Raw genomic sequence first — 17,339 nt, 5'->3', positions numbered from 1 at the left:
TAAAGCGATGGATCAGGAGACGTGCTGCAGGAACTCCTGCAAACGCTGGCTCGGCGGGTTCGCAATCAATTCCTGCGGGTTACCGTCTTCCGCGATACGGCCTTTATCAATAAAGATCAGGCGGGACGCCACTTTCTCGGCAAAGCCGATTTCGTGGGTTACGATAACCATCGTCATCCCTTCTTCCGCCAGATCCTGCATGACTTTGAGCACCTCGTGGCGCAGCTCCGGGTCGAGTGCGGACGTAGGCTCATCAAACAGCATCATTTTCGGTTTGACCGCCAGGGCGCGGGCAATCGCCACACGCTGCTGTTGACCCCCGGACAGCTCGGAAGGGAAGTGGTGCGCACGTTCTGCCAGGCCGACTTTCGCCAGCAGATCTTTTGCCAGCGCTTCCGCCGCCGCTTTGCTGGCACCGCGCACGCGCAGCGGGCCAAACATCACGTTTTCCAGCGCCGTGAGGTGCGGGAACAGGTAGAACTGCTGGAACACCATGCCCGCTTCCTGACGAATCAGACGGTCGTCCACTTTCGGGTCGTTTACCTTCAGGCCGTCGACGATCAGATCGCCGCTGGTGATCTCTTCCAGCTTGTTGATGCAGCGCAGCAGGGTGGATTTACCGGAGCCGGATGGCCCAATAATCACCACCACTTCACCCTGTTTGATGTTCAGATCGATATTGTGCAGCACCTGGGTTGGGCCAAAGTGCTTGGAAACGTTTTTAAATTCAATCACAGGATTTTCATCCTTCTTTCAAGACGACGCAGAACGAAGCTCAGAACCAGAGTAATGATCAGGTAGACAACGGCTACCGCACTCCAGATTTCCAGCGCGCGGAAGTTGCCAGCTATGATCTCCTGCCCCTGACGGGTCAGCTCTGCCACGCCGATAACAATGAACAGCGACGTATCTTTAATGCTGATGATCCACTGGTTACCGAGCGGCGGCAGCATGCGACGCAGCGCCAGCGGCAGAATAACGTGGCGGATCGTTTCGCGACGAGAAAGACCTAGCGCCAGACCGGCTTCACTGAAACCTTTATGAATCGACAGCACCGCACCGCGGGTGATTTCCGCAATGTAGGCGCCTGAGTTGATCATAATGGTGACGACGGCTGCGCTGAACGGGTCGATGCGCAGGTCGGTGAACGCCATAGGCAGGGCGAAGTAGATGAACATGACCTGCACGACAATTGGGGTGCCGCGGATCACTTCGATGAAAACAAGTGCGATGTGGTTTGCGATCCAGCCGCCGTAGGTGCGGGCGAAACCGGCGACAAGACCGATAATCAACCCACCAACCAGACCCAGGACCGAAATCCACAGGGTCATTTTAGCGCCTTCAAGCAAGAGTGGAATGGCAGGCCAGATGGCGCTCCAGTCAAACTGCATGATAATTTCCTGTTACTGTTACCGTGTTTCAAAAATAGCAGGGGCGAAAGGTCGCCCCCGAGTGAACGTCATTTTTACGTCTTATTATTTAGGCTCGGTACCGAACCATTTTTTGTAGATTTCGTTATAGGTGCCGTTCTCTTTCAGCGTTTTCAGCGCGCCGTTAACTTTCGTGCGCAGGTCGTCGCTGCCTTTCGGGAACGCGATACCGTACTGCTGTGCTTCCAGAGACTCGCCAACGGCTTTGAACTTGCCGTTACCGGCTGTCTTAATGAAGTACAGGATGTTAGGCGTGTCGTGCAGAACAGCGTCAGCACGGTTGGTGCCGAGTTCCATGTACGCGTTGTCGATGTTCGGGAACTGACGCAGGTCTTTGGTTTTGATATTTGCTTTCGCGTAATCAACAGAACCGGTGCCGCTCTTCACTGCCACCACTTTGCCGTCGAGATCTTTCACGCTTTTTACGTCGTTATTATCGGCTTTGACCATGACCAGCAGGCCGCTTTTGTAGTAGCCGTCAGAGAAGTCGATCGCTTTTTTACGTTCATCGGTAATGGTGATGCCTGCCAGCGCCAGATCAACGTTTTTGGTTTGCAGTGCCGGGATGATGCCGCTGAAGTCCATAGGCTTCAGGGTGTAATCCAGCTTGAGTTCTTTTGCGACAGCGGCCCACAGATCCACATCAAAACCAACGTATTTATCACCCTGTTTGAATTCAAACGGAACGAACGCCGTGTCGGTCGCCACAACCAGTTTGTCGGCAGCCTGAGAGGACACTGCAAAAGCCAGGGTAAGTGCAGCCAGTGAAACTTTTAATACAGACTTCATAGCATTTCCTTTTATATCCACGGGGCGATCCCCTGCGAGAACAGGTGGCACAATGAAAAAATCGTGCCAACTTTACAAGCTATTGTTTTGCAAAGGGGATGATGTCATGCATTGCACAATAAATGGGGCAATGAGGCTTTATTGCACCAAAGTGGAGCACCGTTTTGGTGCGCTTCGTTTGGCTCAACTGACGGGGAGATATTTAGCGTAAATTCTGACGAAAAAACAATCTTCCGTTAACGGTTGTGTGAGGTGATTATTACATTTCGTTCACTTTTGCAGGTGTGCAGACAAAAACTGTGCACCATAGATGTGCAAAACCCTCACCGGAGGGCGAGGGTTTGATAGAAAATTCGTATGAATTATTCGATGTTAGATTCGATAAACCACAGGAACTGGTCCAGGTCGCGGGAGGCGGCAGTGAAAATGTCTGCGGTATCTTCGTCTTTGGCTTCGCCGATCGCTTTGCGCACGTCATTGGCCACAATCGCGTAGCGGTCCGCCAGCTCTTTCAGGTGATCCTGAACGGTATGGATATCCAGCGGATAACTCTTCAGTGGCGTTTTGCTGTTGATCACCTGCGTGGTACCCAGCGCCACGCCGCCTAACTGAACGGCACGTTCAGCCATCGTATCGAGGTGGGTCACGAGTGCTGTGCGGAAGCCATCCAGCATTTCATGAACGGCAATAAAATTTGCACCGCGCATATTCCAGTGGGCCTGTTTGGTGATCAGCGAAAGATCGATGAACTGGATCACCTGGCGATTCAGCAACTCAATGGTCGCCTTTTTGTCGCTATCCGATACATCGTTACGGGTATAAAGCAGATTAGACGCTTTCGTTTTCACCAGTTTAGCGGTACTCATAATCTCATATCCTCTTGATGTTTATGTCCCAGGTAATTACGGAACTAAGTATAGCACCGGATTTTTTCTCTGCGGTTTGGCTGTGCCTATCGGTTTAATAGCGAGAAGTGGCTTGTGAATTTAATTCATTGAAATAAATGGGTATTTTTAAAATTGATACAGATCAATCTTAATTGCTGGATGGGGATGTAAACGCAGAGGGATATTTCGAAAATAGAACAAAGTGTGTAAGAAATTATAACGTCTGTCTTTCTGGCCTTTATTCTGCATGGCGTGGAAGCCATGCAGAATAAAGGCCTTAGCTGATATCCACTTTCTCAACTTTAGGTTCCGGGCGCATGGTGAGCGTCGAGCCCATTGATGCCGCGATAATCGAGCAGAGCGCCAGCGTCTGCGTCAATGTCAGGGTTTCGCCGAGAAATACCATTCCAGAAATGGCGGCTAGCGCAGGCTCCATGCTCATCAGGGTGCCAAATATGCGCGTCGGCAGACGCGTAAGAGCAATCATCTCCAGAGAGTAGGGGAGTGCGGTAGAAAGAATCGCGACCGCCAGCCCGATGGGCATGACGGACCATTGCCAGATAGATTCGGTCGCCTGCGCCATGCCGATAGGCACGAAGACGATGGCTGCGATCAGGGAACCTAACGCGACGGTCGCCGGACCGTGCTCTTCTCCTGCACGCTGGCCCGTAAGTATATAGACGGCCCAGCAGGCGCCAGCACCCAGCGCCAGGGCTGCGCCCGTCAGATCGATCTCAGCGACGCTCTGGCCCAGCGGCAGCAGGAACCATAAGCCCAGAACGGCTAATACGACCCAGATAAAATCGACCGGACGTCGCGAGGAGAAAAGCGCCACCGCCAGCGGGCCGGTAAACTCCAGCGCGACGGCGATCCCCAGCGGTATCGTCTGAATAGAGAGGTAGAACAGATAGTTCATTGCCCCGAGGGAAAGTCCATAAAACAGCAGGGGTAAACGCTGCTCCTTTTTGAAGCGCAGACGCCAGGGTTTGAAAATGACCACCAGTATCGCCGTGCCCAGCACGATACGCAGGGCAGTCACGCCTGGCGCACCAACCAGCGGGAAAAGTGATTTTGCCAGCGAAGCACCGCTTTGAATGGACAACATGGCAATGAGTATGACTGCCACCGGCAACCAGACCGACGACGTGCGGGATAACCCAGGCATCCTTTCTCCTGTCAGCTTATGTCAAATGAGGTAAAGGTTGCAGTGTAAAGGAAATAAGCGGCAACGGTTGAGGCGCTGTTGAAAAAAAACCGTGTCAAATCCGTAAAATGGTTAAGCGCTGGTGGATTTATCGCCTGATAGATTAGGAATAATCTGGATGAATGTAACGGCGCGTACGCGCAATATGCGCATTTAGTAGTGAAAATTGCATGTGATTTGAAAGAGATAGCTGATGCTGGAAACGTTCTGTTACAGGAAAGGTTTCATTAGACATCACGAATCACAAAGAGTTTCGCAAATTTTTTTGATATATTTAAAACTTACGGACTTACTTGAAGCACATTTGAGGTGGTTATGAAAAAAATTGCATGTCTTTCAGCACTGGCCGCTGTACTGGCTGTTTCCGCAGGTACCGCTGTAGCTGCTACTTCTACTGTTACTGGTGGTTACGCTCAGAGCGACTATCAGGGCGTGATGAACAAAGCTAACGGTTTCAACCTGAAGTATCGCTACGAGCAGGACAACAACCCACTGGGCGTGATCGGTTCTTTCACCTACACCGAGAAAGATCGTTCTGAAAACGGCGCATACAACAAAGGCCAGTACTACGGTATCACCGCTGGTCCAGCTTACCGTCTGAATGACTGGGCGAGCATCTACGGTGTTGTAGGTGTTGGCTACGGTAAATTCCAGCAGACTGAAAACCAGAGCGAAAGCCGCACTGCAAGCAACAGCGACTATGGCTTCTCCTATGGCGCAGGCCTGCAGTTCAACCCAATCCAGGACGTTGCTCTGGACTTCTCCTATGAGCAGAGCCGTATCCGCAACGTTGACGTTGGCACCTGGATCGCGGGCGTAGGTTACCGCTTCTAATCACTCCGGTGAGCTAATAAAAAATCCGCCCAATGTGGCGGATTTTTTTTTGTCTTTTCCCTCTCCCTGTGGGAGAGGGTGAGGACATCGGACCGCTACTTACTCTTAATATCGAAAATATCCGTACCCAGATGGTTGTAGTCAACTTTCTGTAACTTGAAGTTGGTAACGTACACTGGGGGAGCTTTCTTGTTAGAGACAAACGGGTAAGCCGTTTTTATCTGCTCGGCTGTAATCCCCGTCCACTGCGAGAAGAACTGCAGGAAATCATTAGCCGAACGGCGCGCTTTAATCACGCGATGCGTTTTATCGTCGCTCGACAGCACCATAAACGGCACCTGGAAGTTCTGCTGGAACTTGTCATCGTGCGCCAGATACTGCACCTCTTTACCACGCTCTTTAAACGCCAGTCCGTGATCCGAGAAATAGACCATGGAGAAGCTGTCGCCCGTATTGCGCAGCTGATCGTACAGCTTGCTCAGCAGCTCATCGGTTTGCGTCATGGTGTAGAGATAGCAAGAGGTCTCTTTGGACTGCACGAACTCCGCGTACTTCCCGCCGGTCCGATCGCAGGCCTGCGGGTGCGATCCCATCAGGTGCAGGACGATCAGCTGAGGCTGGGTGCGCGGAGTGGCGAAGACCTGTGCCGTCATTTTCAACAGCGCTTCGTCTTTGGTATTTTTGTCGGCTTCAAAGTCGCCGTTCTTCAGGAACTGCACTTCGTCGGCACGTTTGGCGATACTGGCGATGGCCGTATCGTATTCGCCAATTTGCCCCTGATTGGAGAACCACCAGGTCTGATAACCCGCGCGGTTTGCCAGGGTGACAAAATTATCCTGATACTGGGGTTTGCCGTCGACGACACGGTTTAGGGTCAGGCCGAGCGATTTCTGCGTCGAGCCGCTGGCCGCGACATAATCGGTAAACAGCGTGCCTTTAACCGAACTGGCAAACGGTGTGTTATCCCAGTGTCCGCCGAAGGCTCCCATTGCATCGCGACGTGCACTTTCGCCAATCACCACCACATAGGTGTGATATTTCGGCTTAACGGCCAGCACGTTCCAGGTGTCTTTCATATTGGAAAGCTCAGCCATGCGCGCCTGCTCGTCGAGAACCTCTTTATTATTGACAACGACGTCCTTCACGAAGCGGAAAACCGGATAGCCGATATTGGTGAGCCTGAGCTTACCGTCCCAGGGAATATTCTGGATGGGGGCGACAAACGCCACGGCAACGCTGAACACCAGACAGAGTATTTCGATCTTACCCCAGGATTTTTTCTCTCCCGGCTGACGGCGGATGGCGATGACGCCCAGCGCGAAGATAAAGATCCCGACCACGTAGCTGTACCACGGGAAGATCGTCAGGATCTCCGTTGACTCTTCCATATTGGTCGAGTGCAGCGCCAGCAGGGTATTAAAGTTTGGCGCGCCGTAAGCCTGGCCAAACGGGAAATAGAGTGCAGCGACCAGCGAGCAGATCCCGATTAACGCTTTTTGCACGCGCGGTGCGGATCGCCACAGCACATGCAGAACGCAGGTGAACGCCACCGCGTAGAGCAAACTAAAGGGATAACCCAGCGCAAAGTTAATCAGCAATGACTGCAAAAAGTAAAAACCCGTCCACGGGCTTAAGGCCCGGCTGCGGGTCACAACGGTATCTATCAGGGTTACATTCATAGGTCACTATCATGGATGAAAACGCCATGTGCTCACCCTGGCGTCAAGGGTCATAACCTGCCTGACAGTGCGTGGAGAGGGAATGAGGGTCCGCTTCAGCGAGCCGCAAATTGTGCAGGGCTGCAAGAAGATAGTGCGAGCGCTAAATAATATCAACAGTTGCTAAGCAGATGTTTTGCGAAGGGGACTGCAAATCCGTAAAAAAGATCGGGAATAAGGCGGCTGGAAGCCAGTTTACAGCGAGATTGTGACGGGAAAATGAAGCGGCGTACCGCAACGCCGCTTAGTGGGTAGGTTTGTCGTCCTGATGCGGTTTGGTGTTAAACATATCGCACAGCATGTTCAACAGCATTAAGCGCACTTTAAAGGGAGAGTGGGTAAACACGGTCATGCACCTCTTGAATTCGTTCATAAGACCTCCTGAGTTTTGATCCCTTCGATCCGTGAAGGGTGACTGCATTACATACAGATATAGCACAGGCTATATTGTATAGCTATGGCTATTTCGTTAATTTTTTGTGCTTGCGGAGCTATGGTTTACAATGTGCGCTCTCCAAACCGGGCGCTGGAAGCGTCACCCCACTGAGGAAGTACAATGAACCGTCGCGCAGGTCATCCGACAATGAGGAAAACGACGCAACTGGTGAATGTTGAAGAACATGTCGAAGGTTTTCGCCAGGTCCGTGAAGCGCACCGGCGTGAACTGATTGATGATTATGTTGAACTCATTTCCGATCTGATTCGTGAGGTCGGTGAAGCGCGCCAGGTCGATATGGCCGCCAGGCTGGGGGTTTCACAGCCAACTGTCGCTAAAATGTTAAAACGCCTGGCCTCCGTGGGCTTAATTGAAATGATCCCCTGGCGCGGTGTTTTTCTGACGCCGGAAGGGGAGAAACTCGCGCAGGAGAGCCGCGAGCGCCATCAGCTTGTCGAGAATTTTTTGCTGGTGCTGGGCGTCAGCCCGGAAATCGCCCGCCGGGATGCGGAAGGCATGGAACACCACGTCAGCGAAGAGACGCTGGTGAAGTTTCGCGAATTTACCCTTAAATATGGTCCCTCCGCTGAATGAAAATCCCCGGACTGCAGGCCCTGGCACGTGATCGTTTCTTCCATCTCTTATTAATCATTGGCGCAGCGTTAAGCCTCTTTGTGCCGTTTGCGCCACACGCCTGGCCCGCCGCAATTGACTGGCGCACCATCATTACACTGAGCGGCCTGATGATGCTCACCAAAGGGGTCGAGCTGAGCGGCTATTTTGACGTTCTGGGCCGTAAAATGGTGCGCCGCTTTGCCACCGAGCGCAGGCTGTCCCTGTTTATGGTGTTCTCCGCCGCGGTGCTGTCGACGTTTCTGACCAACGATGTGGCGCTGTTTATCATCGTACCCCTCACGCTCACGCTGCGTAAGCTTTGCGAGATCCCCGTCAGCCGGCTGATCATCTTTGAAGCGCTGGCCGTCAATGCGGGCTCGCTTCTGACGCCAATCGGCAACCCGCAAAATATCCTTCTGTGGGGACGGTCCGGGCTGTCGTTCGCCGCCTTTACCTGGCAGATGGCCCCTCTGGCGCTGGTGATGATGCTGTCGCTGATGGCGGTGTGCTGGTTTGCGTTTCCGGATAAAAAGCTGCAGTACCACAGCGGCACAACCGGCCCGCAGTGGCAGCCGCGCCTGGTGTGGAGCTGTCTCGGGTTATACATCGTCTTTCTGTTCGCGCTGGAGCTGAAGTATGAGCTGGCGGGCGTCCTGCTCGTTGCCGCGGGGTTTGTCGTCCTGGCGCGTCGCGTGCTGGTGAGCGTGGACTGGACGCTGCTGCTGGTCTTTATGGCGATGTTTATTGATGTGCATCTCCTTATCCAGCTTCCGGTGCTGCAAAACGTTCTGCACAGCGTCAGCACGCTGTCTCAGCCGGGACTGTGGCTGACGGCGATTGGCCTGTCGCAGTTTATCAGCAACGTACCGTCCACCATTCTGCTGCTCAACTATGTTCCGCCCGATACGCTTCTGGCCTGGGCGGTGAACATCGGCGGGTTTGGGCTGCTGCCCGGCTCGCTGGCAAACCTGATCGCTCTGCGCATGGCCAACGACCGTCGTATCTGGTGGCGTTTCCACGTCTGGTCGATTCCGATGCTGGTTTGGGCCGCGGCAATCGGTTTCGGAATATTCCTTCTCATATAGTGCGTAATTTGTCAGTTTTTCCTGGCAAACGTATAGCAACGTCCTAGCTTTAGTGAACGGCATAGTGTGATGCCGCTCACTGACAGGACCGTTGCTGAACTATGGCTGAAGATCAAAACCCGCCTGCTGACGAGCAGGACAAAAACAATAATGAGCGTAAGCGCCCGGGCAAGAAACCGTTAATTATCCTCGGCATTGTCGTGGTGGTGATGGTGGTCGTGGCGCTGGTCTGGTGGTTTTTAACCCGTAACGAAGAGACGACCGACGACGCCTTTACCGACGGCGATGTGGTGACGATTGCCCCCAAAACGGCGGGCTACGTTACCGAGCTGCGCGTGCGCGATAACCAGCGCGTGAAAAAGGGCGATCTACTGGTGGTTATCGATCCGCGTGACACCACCGCGCAGCGCGATCAGGCTCAGGCCCAGCTTGGGCTGGCTATCGCGCAACTGCATCAGGCTCAGGCGCAGCTGGCGCTTTCAAAAGTCCAGTATCCCGCCCAGCGTGACGAAGCCAAAGCGCAGGTGCTGAGAGCGCAGGCCGATCTGGCGAACGCGCAGGCAGAGTACCGTCGCCAGCGCGGCGTCGACCCGCGTGCGACCACCCAGCAAAGTATCGATTCCGCGAACGCACAGCTGCGCAGCGCACAGGCAGGGCTGGCCAGCGCTCAGGCGCAGCTGGAAGTGGCAGAACAGGTCCAGCTGCAAATCCGCCAGCAGGAAACCAACGTTGAAGCGCGCGAGCGTCAGGTCGATCAGGCTAAAGCGCAGCTGGAAACGGCCAACCTTAATCTCTCCTATACCGAAGTCCGCGCCCCGTTCGACGGCGTCGTCACCAAACGCAACGTACAGCCCGGTACGCTGGTGCAGGCGGGAACGGCGCTGTTCTCGCTGGTTTCCCCGAACGTGTGGGTGGTCGCGAACTTTAAAGAGTCGCAGCTCGAGCGCATGAAGCCGGGCGATAAGGTCACCGTGTCCGTCGACGCGTGGCCGGATATGGAGCTTGAAGGGCACGTAGACAGTATCCAGCAGGGCAGCGGCTCGCGCTTCTCCGCCTTCCCGGCAGAAAATGCCACCGGTAACTTTGTCAAAATTGTGCAGCGCGTGCCGGTCAAAATCGTGATTGATAAGGGCCTGGATCCAAACAAACCGCTGCCGCTGGGGCTGTCGGTTGCACCGAAGGTGACGGTGGAATGACGGATCACAGCCACGACAGCTGGAAACCCGCCAGCAATCCGTGGGCGGTGGCGATTGTCGTCACCCTGGCGGTATTCATGGAAATTCTGGACACCACCATCGTCAACGTGGCGCTCCCCCACGTGGCAGGCTCGCTCTCGTCCAGCTATGACGAATCCACCTGGGTGTTAACCAGCTATCTGGTCGCGAACGGCATCGTGCTGCCCATCTCAGCGTTTCTGAGCCGGGTGTTTGGCCGCAAGCAGTTCTTCCTGATTTGCATCGTCATGTTCACCGTCTGCTCGTTCCTGTGCGGGATTGCCACCGAGCTGTGGCAGATCATCCTGTTCCGCGTGATGCAGGGCTTTTTTGGCGGCGGGCTGCAGCCCACGCAGCAGTCGGTGCTGCTCGACTACTTCAAACCCGAAGACAGGGGCAAAGCGTTTGGTCTGTCCTCCATTGCGATTATCGTTGCGCCGGTGCTCGGCCCGACGCTGGGCGGCTGGATCACCGATAACTACTCCTGGCGCTGGGTGTTCTTTATCAACATTCCGGTGGGGATTGTGACGGTGCTGGCGATCTACCAGCTGCTGGAAGATCCGCCGTGGGAGAGTAAATCAAAAGAGAAGCTGACTATCGACTGGACGGGGATCGGCCTGATCGCGCTGGGGCTGGGCTGTCTGCAGGTGATGCTCGACCGGGGAGAAGATGAGGACTGGTTCTACTCGAACTTTATCCGCACCTTCGGCGTGTTGACGCTTGTCGGCATTATCGGCGCCATCTACTGGCTGGTGTATGCCAGAAAGCCGGTGGTGGATCTGCACTGCATGAAGGACCGCAACTTTGCCATCTCCAGCCTGCTGATGGCGGGGATGGCGATGATTTTGTACGGCAGCTCGGTGGTGATCCCGCAGCTGGCGCAGCAGGACCTGGGCTACACCGCTACCTGGTCCGGGCTGGTGCTGTCGCCCGGGGCGGTGCTGATTGTGTTAACCATTCCGCTGGTGCTGAAGCTGATGCCGGTGGTGCAGACGCGCTGGATTATCGCCTTTGGCTTTACCTGTCTGGCGGTGTCGTTCTTCTGGTCGCGAACGCTGACGCCGGATATCGACTTCGAAACGCTGGTGCTGTTTCGCAGCGCCCAGTCGATAGGGTTGGGGTTCCTGTTTGTGCCGCTCACGACGATTGCGTTTATCTCAATACCGAGGCGGCTGAATGCCGATGCGGCGGCGCTGTTTACCATGTTCCGCAACGTCGCGGGCTCGATTGGCATATCCCTTTCGACGGCGGCCATCACCGAACGCGCCCAGGCGCACAGCGCGCACCTTGCGTACCACGCCTCGCCGCTTAACGAGCAGTTCCAGCAGGCGATACGCGAAAGCGCCCAGGCGATCCAGAACTTCACCACCCAGGTGGGCGACCCCACCGGCATCGCCACCGGACGCATGTACCAGACCATGATCGAGCAGTCGCGCTTCCTGGCCTACATCGACGTCTTCACCATTCTGAGCGCGGTGGCCTTGTTACTGATTCCATTTTGTTTGTTGCTCTCGCCGGTTAAGAGCGAGGGGAGTGCAGGAGCACATTGATGATACACAGACGTTTACACCCCCTGATGATAATGATGCTGCTGGCGGGCTGCGCCGTTGGGCCTGACTACAAGCAGCCTGCGCCGCCCGCCGTTACGCACTGGAACTATAAGGGCGACAGCGCGGTGAAATCGCAAACTACTTCCGCTGCGACCAATCCGCGCTGGTGGAAGACCTTCGGCTCGACGCAGCTCGACAGCCTGGTTGAGCGCGCCATTGCCGGAAACCTGACGCTGCAGCAGACGGTGCTGCGCATCGCCGGGGCGCGAGAGCAGATTAATCAGGCGGGCGGGGCGTTTTATCCGTCGGTCAACGGCAATCTGCAGGCGACGCGCCAGCAGCTTGGCCTGGAAGGAGAGCTGAAATCCCACGGCGTGTATGACCAGGTGGATAGTATCGATCCCAACCTGAAGGGCGCGCTGGGGCCGCTGACGCAGCCGATTAACCTATACCAGGGCAGCTTCGACGCCCAGTGGGAAATCGACCTGTGGGGCAAGGTGCGTCGTCAGGTGGAAGCCGCCGAAGCGCAGCAGAAAGCGGCTATCGAGCAGCGTAACGACGCGCTGGTATCGCTGGAGGCCGAAGTGGCGCGCGCGTGGCTCCAGCTGCGCGGGGCGCAGAGCATTATCGCCACGCTGAACATCCAGATTAAAAGCGCGCAGCAGACGCTGGATCTCACCGAAAGCCGCCAGCGGGGCGGGCTGTCGCCGCAGATGGATGTGGAAAACGCCCGGGCGCAGTTAGGCAACCTTGAAGCACAGCTTCCGCAATATCAGGCGCAGGAGCGGCAGGCGATGAACGGCCTGGCGATCCTGCTCGGCAAGCCGCCAGGGGCGCTGGATGGCGAACTTCAGTCTGCGCAGCCGATGCCGGCGTTGCCGGATATCGTGCAGACCGGCATTCCGTCCACGCTGGCACGACGCCGTCCGGACGTGCGCGAAGCGGAGGCGAACCTTCATGCCGCCACGGCGCAAATCGGCGTCTCGGTGGCGGAGCTGTTCCCGAGCTTTACGCTCTCCGGGCAGTTTGGCCTGCGCAACAGCGAAACCAACTGGCTGACCGACTGGAGCAGCCACTTCTACAGCTTCGGCCCGCAGGTCTCCATTCCCATCTTCCAGGGCGGTCGACTGGTCTCCAGCGTCAAGGTGGCGCGCGCGCAGCAGGGGGCGGCGGTGCTGGACTATCGCCAGACGGTGCTGACCGCGCTCGGCGATGTCGAAAACGCGCTGGTGAGCTATCGCACCGACCAGCAGCGTGAAGCGGGTCTCGCAAAAACGATCGACGCCCTGCAAAACGCCTTTGATTTAGCGAGCGACAGCTACCGGCAGGGGATTGCCAGCTTTATCGACGTGCTGGACGCCCAGCGTCAGCTGGCGCAGGCCCAGCAGCAGCGCGCACAGGCGCAGGTGCAGAGCGCGCTCGATCTGGTGGCGCTCTACAAGGCCCTCGGCGGCGGCTGGGAGCCGTATCAGCAGGTGCAATTACCAGAATACAGCGTCTTTGGCGACGCCCCGCGCGGATAAATTCAGAGGATTGGGCAAGAAACGGACAGGAACACCACATTCGCGATGGCTGAGGGGCGGGTATAACTATCGGGTACCCAATCGACATGCGAGGAATAAGTTATGCGTTATCAAAAACTGGGCAACACCGGTCTGTTTGTTTCTGAACTGTGCCTCGGCACCATGACCTTCGGCGGTGAGGGCGGCATGTGGGGCAAGATTGGCCAGCTCCAGCAAAGTGAAGCCGAGCAGCTGGTGGGCCGCGCGCTGGATGCCGGGATCAACTTTATCGACACCGCGGACGTTTACTCGGAAGGACGCTCGGAGGAGATCACCGGTCAGGCGCTGAAAAACCTGAAGATCCCTCGCGAGAACGTGGTGGTCGCCACGAAAGTGTTCGGCGAAACGGGAACGGCAGGCGTGAACTCGCGCGGCAGCTCGCGCTATCACATCATCAGCAGCGTGAAGGAGAGCCTGCGCCGCCTGCAGCTCGATCATATCGATCTCTACCAGCTTCACGGCTTCGACCCCGCAACGCCGATTGAAGAGATGCTCTACGCGCTGGATAACCTGGTGCAGCACGGCCACGTGCGCTACATCGGCGTCTCGAACTGGGCGGCGTGGCAGATTGCCAAAGCGCTCGGTATTTCTGAACGTCTTGGGCTGGCGCGTTTCGCGTCGCTGCAGGCGTATTACACCATTGCCGGGCGCGATCTGGAGCGCGAGCTGGTACCGATGATGCAGAGCGAAGGCGTCGGGCTGATGGTCTGGAGCCCGCTGGCGGGCGGTCTGCTGAGCGGAAAATATGGCCGCGACGGTCAGAGCGAAGCCGGTGGTCGTCGTCTGGAGTTTGACTTCCCGCCGGTGAACAAAGAACGCGCCTTCGACTGCGTGGACGTGATGCGCACTATCGCCGAAAGCAAGGGCGCCTCCGTCGCGCAAATCGCGCTGGCCTGGCTGCTGCATCAGAAAGCGGTGACCAGCGTCATCATTGGGGCGAAACGCGTCGAACAGCTGGACGACAATATCGCCGCGACCGGGATCCGACTGAGCGAAGACGAACTCAAGCAGCTTGATGCGGTGAGCGCGCTGCCGCGCGAATACCCGGGCTGGATGCTGGAGCGGCAGGGGGAACATCGCCGCAATCAGCTCGCGCAACAATAACCTTCCTTGCCCCGGTAGTGCATCGCTAACCGGGGCTTTTTTTCCCGCATTGCTCACAAAAAACGATCCTCCTCTTTGCTCCCCATTTCATCTTCGCCTATATGACTAGTCATGAAATTTTAAATGACTAGTCATATAGGGAGAGAGCATGAACAATTCGCTGCCAGCCAATTTTTTATGGGGCAACTCGGTGTCCAGCATGCAGACGGAAGGGGCATGGAACGAGGGCGGGAAAGGGATGTCGGTTTACGACATTCGCGAAGCCGGGGAGAACGTCTCCGACTGGAAAGTCGCGACCGACTCCTACCACCGCTACCGGGAAGATTTCGACCTGATGCAGGATCTGGGCATGAACTGCTATCGCTTTCAGATCTCATGGAGCCGCGTCTGCCCGCAGGGCGACGGCGCGTTCAACGACGAGGGCATCGCGTTTTACGACCGCTTTATTGACGATCTGATCGCCCGCGGCATCGAACCGATGGTCTGCCTGTACCACTTCGATATGCCGCTGGCGCTGGCGCAGGAGTACAACGGCTTCAACGACCGCCGCGTGATGGAGGCCTTTATCCGCTACGGCAAAAAGATGATCGACTGCTATGGCGACCGCGTGAAGTACTGGCTGACCTTCAACGAGCAGAACATCTTCCATATGCCTGAAGCGTTCCGCATTTCCGGCTATATGCACGGTGAGAAAACCCTGCGCGAGCTGTACGAGCTGCAGCACCATACGATGGTGGCGCACATGGCGCTGACCGAATATCTGCATCAGACCAGACCGGGCCAGCTGATGGGCGGCATGCTGGCGCACCAGCTGATCTACCCGGCCACCTGCAAACCGCGCGATATCTTCTGCGCCCAGCAGTACGACGAATTCCTCAACCAGAACCTGCTACGCGTCTTCGCAGGGCAGGGCTACAGCCCCGCGGTTATGGCGGTGGTGGAGCAGGAGGGCTTTGGCGATATCTACCGCGCCGAGGATTTAGCGCTGCTGGCGCGGACTAAAAACGACTATATGGCCTTCAGCTACTACGCCAGCAAAACGCTGGACAGCGATGCGATCCCGGAAGGCACGCCGGTGAACTATTACCTGCTGCACGGCGAGAAAAACAATCCGTACCTGAAGGCCACCGAGTGGAACTGGCAGATCGATCCGCTGGGCTTTCGCACCATCATCACCCGCTACGCCAACGACTGGCGGATGCCGGTCTTCCCGATCGAAAACGGCATCGGGGTGATTGAGTCCTGGGACGGCGTCAATCCGATCGAGGACACCTACCGCATCGACTACCACCGGGCGCATATCAATGCCATGAAGGAGGCGATGTTCGAGGACGGGGCAGAGGTGATCGGCTACCTCGGCTGGGGGTTAATCGACATTCTCAGCTCCCAGGGCGACATGCGTAAGCGCTACGGCGTGGTCTATGTCAACCGTGAAAACCATGACCTGAAAGACCTGAAGCGCGTGCCGAAGAAGAGCTACGCGTGGTTAAAACAGGTTATCCATACCAACGGACGCGAGATGTAAGCCGTACGCTGCCGGGCCGTTTTTGTGACTGATTGATGGGAACTATCCGCTATGTCTGAAACAAAAATAACACCGCACATGCAGTCTTTTGTCGATAAATTTGTAGAGTTCTCGGCGCGCCTGGCTAATCAGGTGCACCTGCGCTCCCTGCGCGACGCTTTCGCCACGGTGATGCCGATTTTCATCCTCGCCGGTCTGGCGGTGCTGGTGAACAACGTGGTATTTCCGTGGATTTTTCACGGCGACACGCTCGCGCAGTTTAAGGTGTGGGGCGAGGCGATTATCAACGGCACGCTGAACATCGCCGCGCTGCTGCTTGCCCCGATGATTGCCTGGTCGCTGGCGCGCAACAAAGATTTCGACAATCCGGTCTCGGCAGTGGTTATCGCCGTCAGTAGCTTCATCATCATGATGCCGATGCGCCTGCAGATTACGCCCGTCGGCAGCGATGCCGCGGTGAACGTCACCCAGGTGCTGACGTTCACCAATATTGGCTCAACCGGGATTTTCGCCGGGGTGCTGATCGGGCTGCTCTCAACGGAACTGTTTATCGCCATTTCGCGCCTGAAGGCGCTGCACATTTCCCTCGGGGAAAACGTGCCTCCGGCGGTGAGCAAATCCTTTACCGCGCTGATCCCGACCATCCTCACGCTCTCTCTTTTCGCGGTGCTGGCGGCAGTGCTGGCAAACGTGCTGCACACGGACCTGATCCATCTTATTACCACCTTTATCCAGCAGCCGCTGCGGCTGATTAACACCAGCCTGCCGGGGACGATTTTCATCTACAGCTTCGGTAACTTCCTGTTCACGCTCGGTATTCATCAGTCAGTCGTTAACAGCGTGGTGCTGGAGCCGTTCCTGCTGATCAACACCAACGAGAACATGCTGGCCTTCGCCAACGGTCAGCCCATCCCGCATATCATCAACAACATCTTCGTGCCGACGTTTGGTATGGTGGGCGGCACGGGCAGCACGATCTCGCTGCTGATCGCCATCTTTATCTTCTCCCGACAAAAGTCGGCGAAGCAAGTGGCGCGTCTGTCGCTGGCGCCCGGTCTGTTCAACATCAACGAGCCGGTGATTTTTGGCCTGCCGATCGTGTTTAACCTGCCGCTGATGATCCCATTCGTGCTGCTGCCCGCCATCGGCATTTACTTCGCCTGGCTCTGTACCACGCTGGGGTTAATGTCGCGCTGCGTGGTGATGATCCCGTGGACCACGCCGCCCATTCTCAGCGCCTGGCTGGCCACGGCGGGTGACTGGCGGGCGGTGGTGGTGCAGTTGGCAATCATCGTATTTGGTGTATTCTTCTACCTGCCTTTCCTCAAGATTGCCGAGAGAGTGGCCTTGAAAAACAGCGGGATAGAAAACTAACTGAAAGGAAGA

General features: G+C 56.2%; 16 protein-coding genes. 9 read left to right on the top strand and 7 right to left on the bottom strand.

The annotated features are described in order from the left end of the window. Nucleotides 1–12: 12 nt before the first annotated feature. The 5 genes from glnQ to rhtA form a co-directional block, all read right to left on the bottom strand. Complete coding sequence (gene glnQ / locus FOY96_RS15020) at nucleotides 13–735, bottom strand: glutamine ABC transporter ATP-binding protein GlnQ (protein ID WP_032641580.1); 723 nt, start codon at nucleotides 733–735, stop codon at nucleotides 13–15. Then, nucleotides 732–1,391, bottom strand: coding sequence for a glutamine ABC transporter permease GlnP (glnP, locus tag FOY96_RS15015; RefSeq protein ID WP_003858462.1), 660 nt, complete (start codon nucleotides 1,389–1,391; stop codon nucleotides 732–734). The genes glnQ and glnP overlap by 4 nt, the downstream gene beginning before the upstream one ends. A gap of 84 nt (nucleotides 1,392–1,475) precedes the next feature. Further along, entirely contained in the window at nucleotides 1,476–2,219 is a 744-nt protein-coding gene (gene glnH, locus FOY96_RS15010) for a glutamine ABC transporter substrate-binding protein GlnH (protein WP_023310880.1), read from the bottom strand. A 362-nt stretch (nucleotides 2,220–2,581) separates the two neighbouring features. Beyond that, nucleotides 2,582–3,085: a DNA starvation/stationary phase protection protein Dps gene (gene dps, locus FOY96_RS15000; RefSeq protein ID WP_010428924.1), complete on the bottom strand. Its 504-nt coding sequence runs from the start codon at nucleotides 3,083–3,085 to the stop codon at nucleotides 2,582–2,584. A gap of 298 nt (nucleotides 3,086–3,383) precedes the next feature. Further along, nucleotides 3,384–4,271 (bottom strand): threonine/homoserine exporter RhtA, encoded by an 888-nt coding sequence (rhtA, locus tag FOY96_RS14995; RefSeq protein ID WP_023334998.1) that lies wholly within the window; start codon nucleotides 4,269–4,271, stop codon nucleotides 3,384–3,386. A 354-nt stretch (nucleotides 4,272–4,625) separates the two neighbouring features. Here rhtA and ompX point away from each other — a divergent pair, with 354 nt between their 5' ends. Continuing rightward, on the top strand, nucleotides 4,626–5,144 hold the full coding sequence (gene ompX, locus FOY96_RS14990; protein WP_023310884.1) for an outer membrane protein OmpX: 519 nt from the start codon (nucleotides 4,626–4,628) through the stop codon (nucleotides 5,142–5,144). Nucleotides 5,145–5,239: 95 nt separating this feature from the next. Here the strand turns inward: ompX and FOY96_RS14985 are convergent, their stop codons facing one another. Together FOY96_RS14985 and mntS are read right to left on the bottom strand one after the other, a co-directional pair. After that, nucleotides 5,240–6,823, bottom strand: a complete 1,584-nt coding sequence (locus FOY96_RS14985; protein ID WP_143347350.1) for a phosphoethanolamine transferase — start codon at nucleotides 6,821–6,823, stop codon at nucleotides 5,240–5,242. 283 nt (nucleotides 6,824–7,106) lie between these two features. Further along, the gene (gene mntS, locus FOY96_RS14980) at nucleotides 7,107–7,235 is read right to left on the bottom strand and encodes a manganase accumulation protein MntS (protein WP_048979635.1); all 129 of its coding nucleotides are present in this window, start codon (nucleotides 7,233–7,235) and stop codon (nucleotides 7,107–7,109) included. A 183-nt stretch (nucleotides 7,236–7,418) separates the two neighbouring features. Here mntS and mntR point away from each other — a divergent pair, with 183 nt between their 5' ends. From mntR to FOY96_RS14940, 8 genes are all read left to right on the top strand, one after another. Then, nucleotides 7,419–7,892, top strand: a complete 474-nt coding sequence (gene mntR, locus FOY96_RS14975) for a manganese-binding transcriptional regulator MntR (RefSeq protein WP_023310887.1) — start codon at nucleotides 7,419–7,421, stop codon at nucleotides 7,890–7,892. Next, on the top strand, nucleotides 7,889–8,998 hold the full coding sequence (locus tag FOY96_RS14970) for an anion transporter (RefSeq protein WP_033145002.1): 1,110 nt from the start codon (nucleotides 7,889–7,891) through the stop codon (nucleotides 8,996–8,998). Before mntR ends, FOY96_RS14970 begins: the two co-directional genes overlap by 4 nt. 101 nt (nucleotides 8,999–9,099) lie before the next feature. Then, entirely contained in the window at nucleotides 9,100–10,194 is a 1,095-nt protein-coding gene (locus tag FOY96_RS14965) for an HlyD family secretion protein (protein ID WP_039261431.1), read from the top strand. Then, nucleotides 10,191–11,762, top strand: coding sequence for a DHA2 family efflux MFS transporter permease subunit (locus tag FOY96_RS14960; RefSeq protein ID WP_033145003.1), 1,572 nt, complete (start codon nucleotides 10,191–10,193; stop codon nucleotides 11,760–11,762). Before FOY96_RS14965 ends, FOY96_RS14960 begins: the two co-directional genes overlap by 4 nt. Continuing rightward, nucleotides 11,762–13,285, top strand: coding sequence for an efflux transporter outer membrane subunit (locus FOY96_RS14955; RefSeq protein ID WP_143347349.1), 1,524 nt, complete (start codon nucleotides 11,762–11,764; stop codon nucleotides 13,283–13,285). The genes FOY96_RS14960 and FOY96_RS14955 overlap by 1 nt, the downstream gene beginning before the upstream one ends. Before the next feature lie 102 nt (nucleotides 13,286–13,387). After that, on the top strand, nucleotides 13,388–14,428 hold the full coding sequence (locus FOY96_RS14950; RefSeq protein ID WP_143347348.1) for an aldo/keto reductase: 1,041 nt from the start codon (nucleotides 13,388–13,390) through the stop codon (nucleotides 14,426–14,428). A 148-nt stretch (nucleotides 14,429–14,576) separates the two neighbouring features. Next, entirely contained in the window at nucleotides 14,577–15,953 is a 1,377-nt protein-coding gene (locus FOY96_RS14945; RefSeq protein ID WP_045887588.1) for a glycoside hydrolase family 1 protein, read from the top strand. A gap of 51 nt (nucleotides 15,954–16,004) precedes the next feature. Next, a complete protein-coding gene (locus FOY96_RS14940) occupies nucleotides 16,005–17,327 on the top strand; it encodes a PTS sugar transporter subunit IIC (protein WP_143347347.1) in 1,323 nt (440 codons plus the stop codon). Nucleotides 17,328–17,339 lie beyond the last annotated feature (12 nt).

It is taken from the genome of Enterobacter asburiae (genome assembly GCF_007035645.1).
In the GTDB taxonomy this organism is placed as follows: Bacteria; Pseudomonadota; Gammaproteobacteria; order Enterobacterales; family Enterobacteriaceae; genus Enterobacter; species Enterobacter asburiae_B.
The sequence above is the reverse complement of the archived record's forward strand: the minus strand, read 5'-3'. Positions and strand labels throughout refer to the sequence as shown.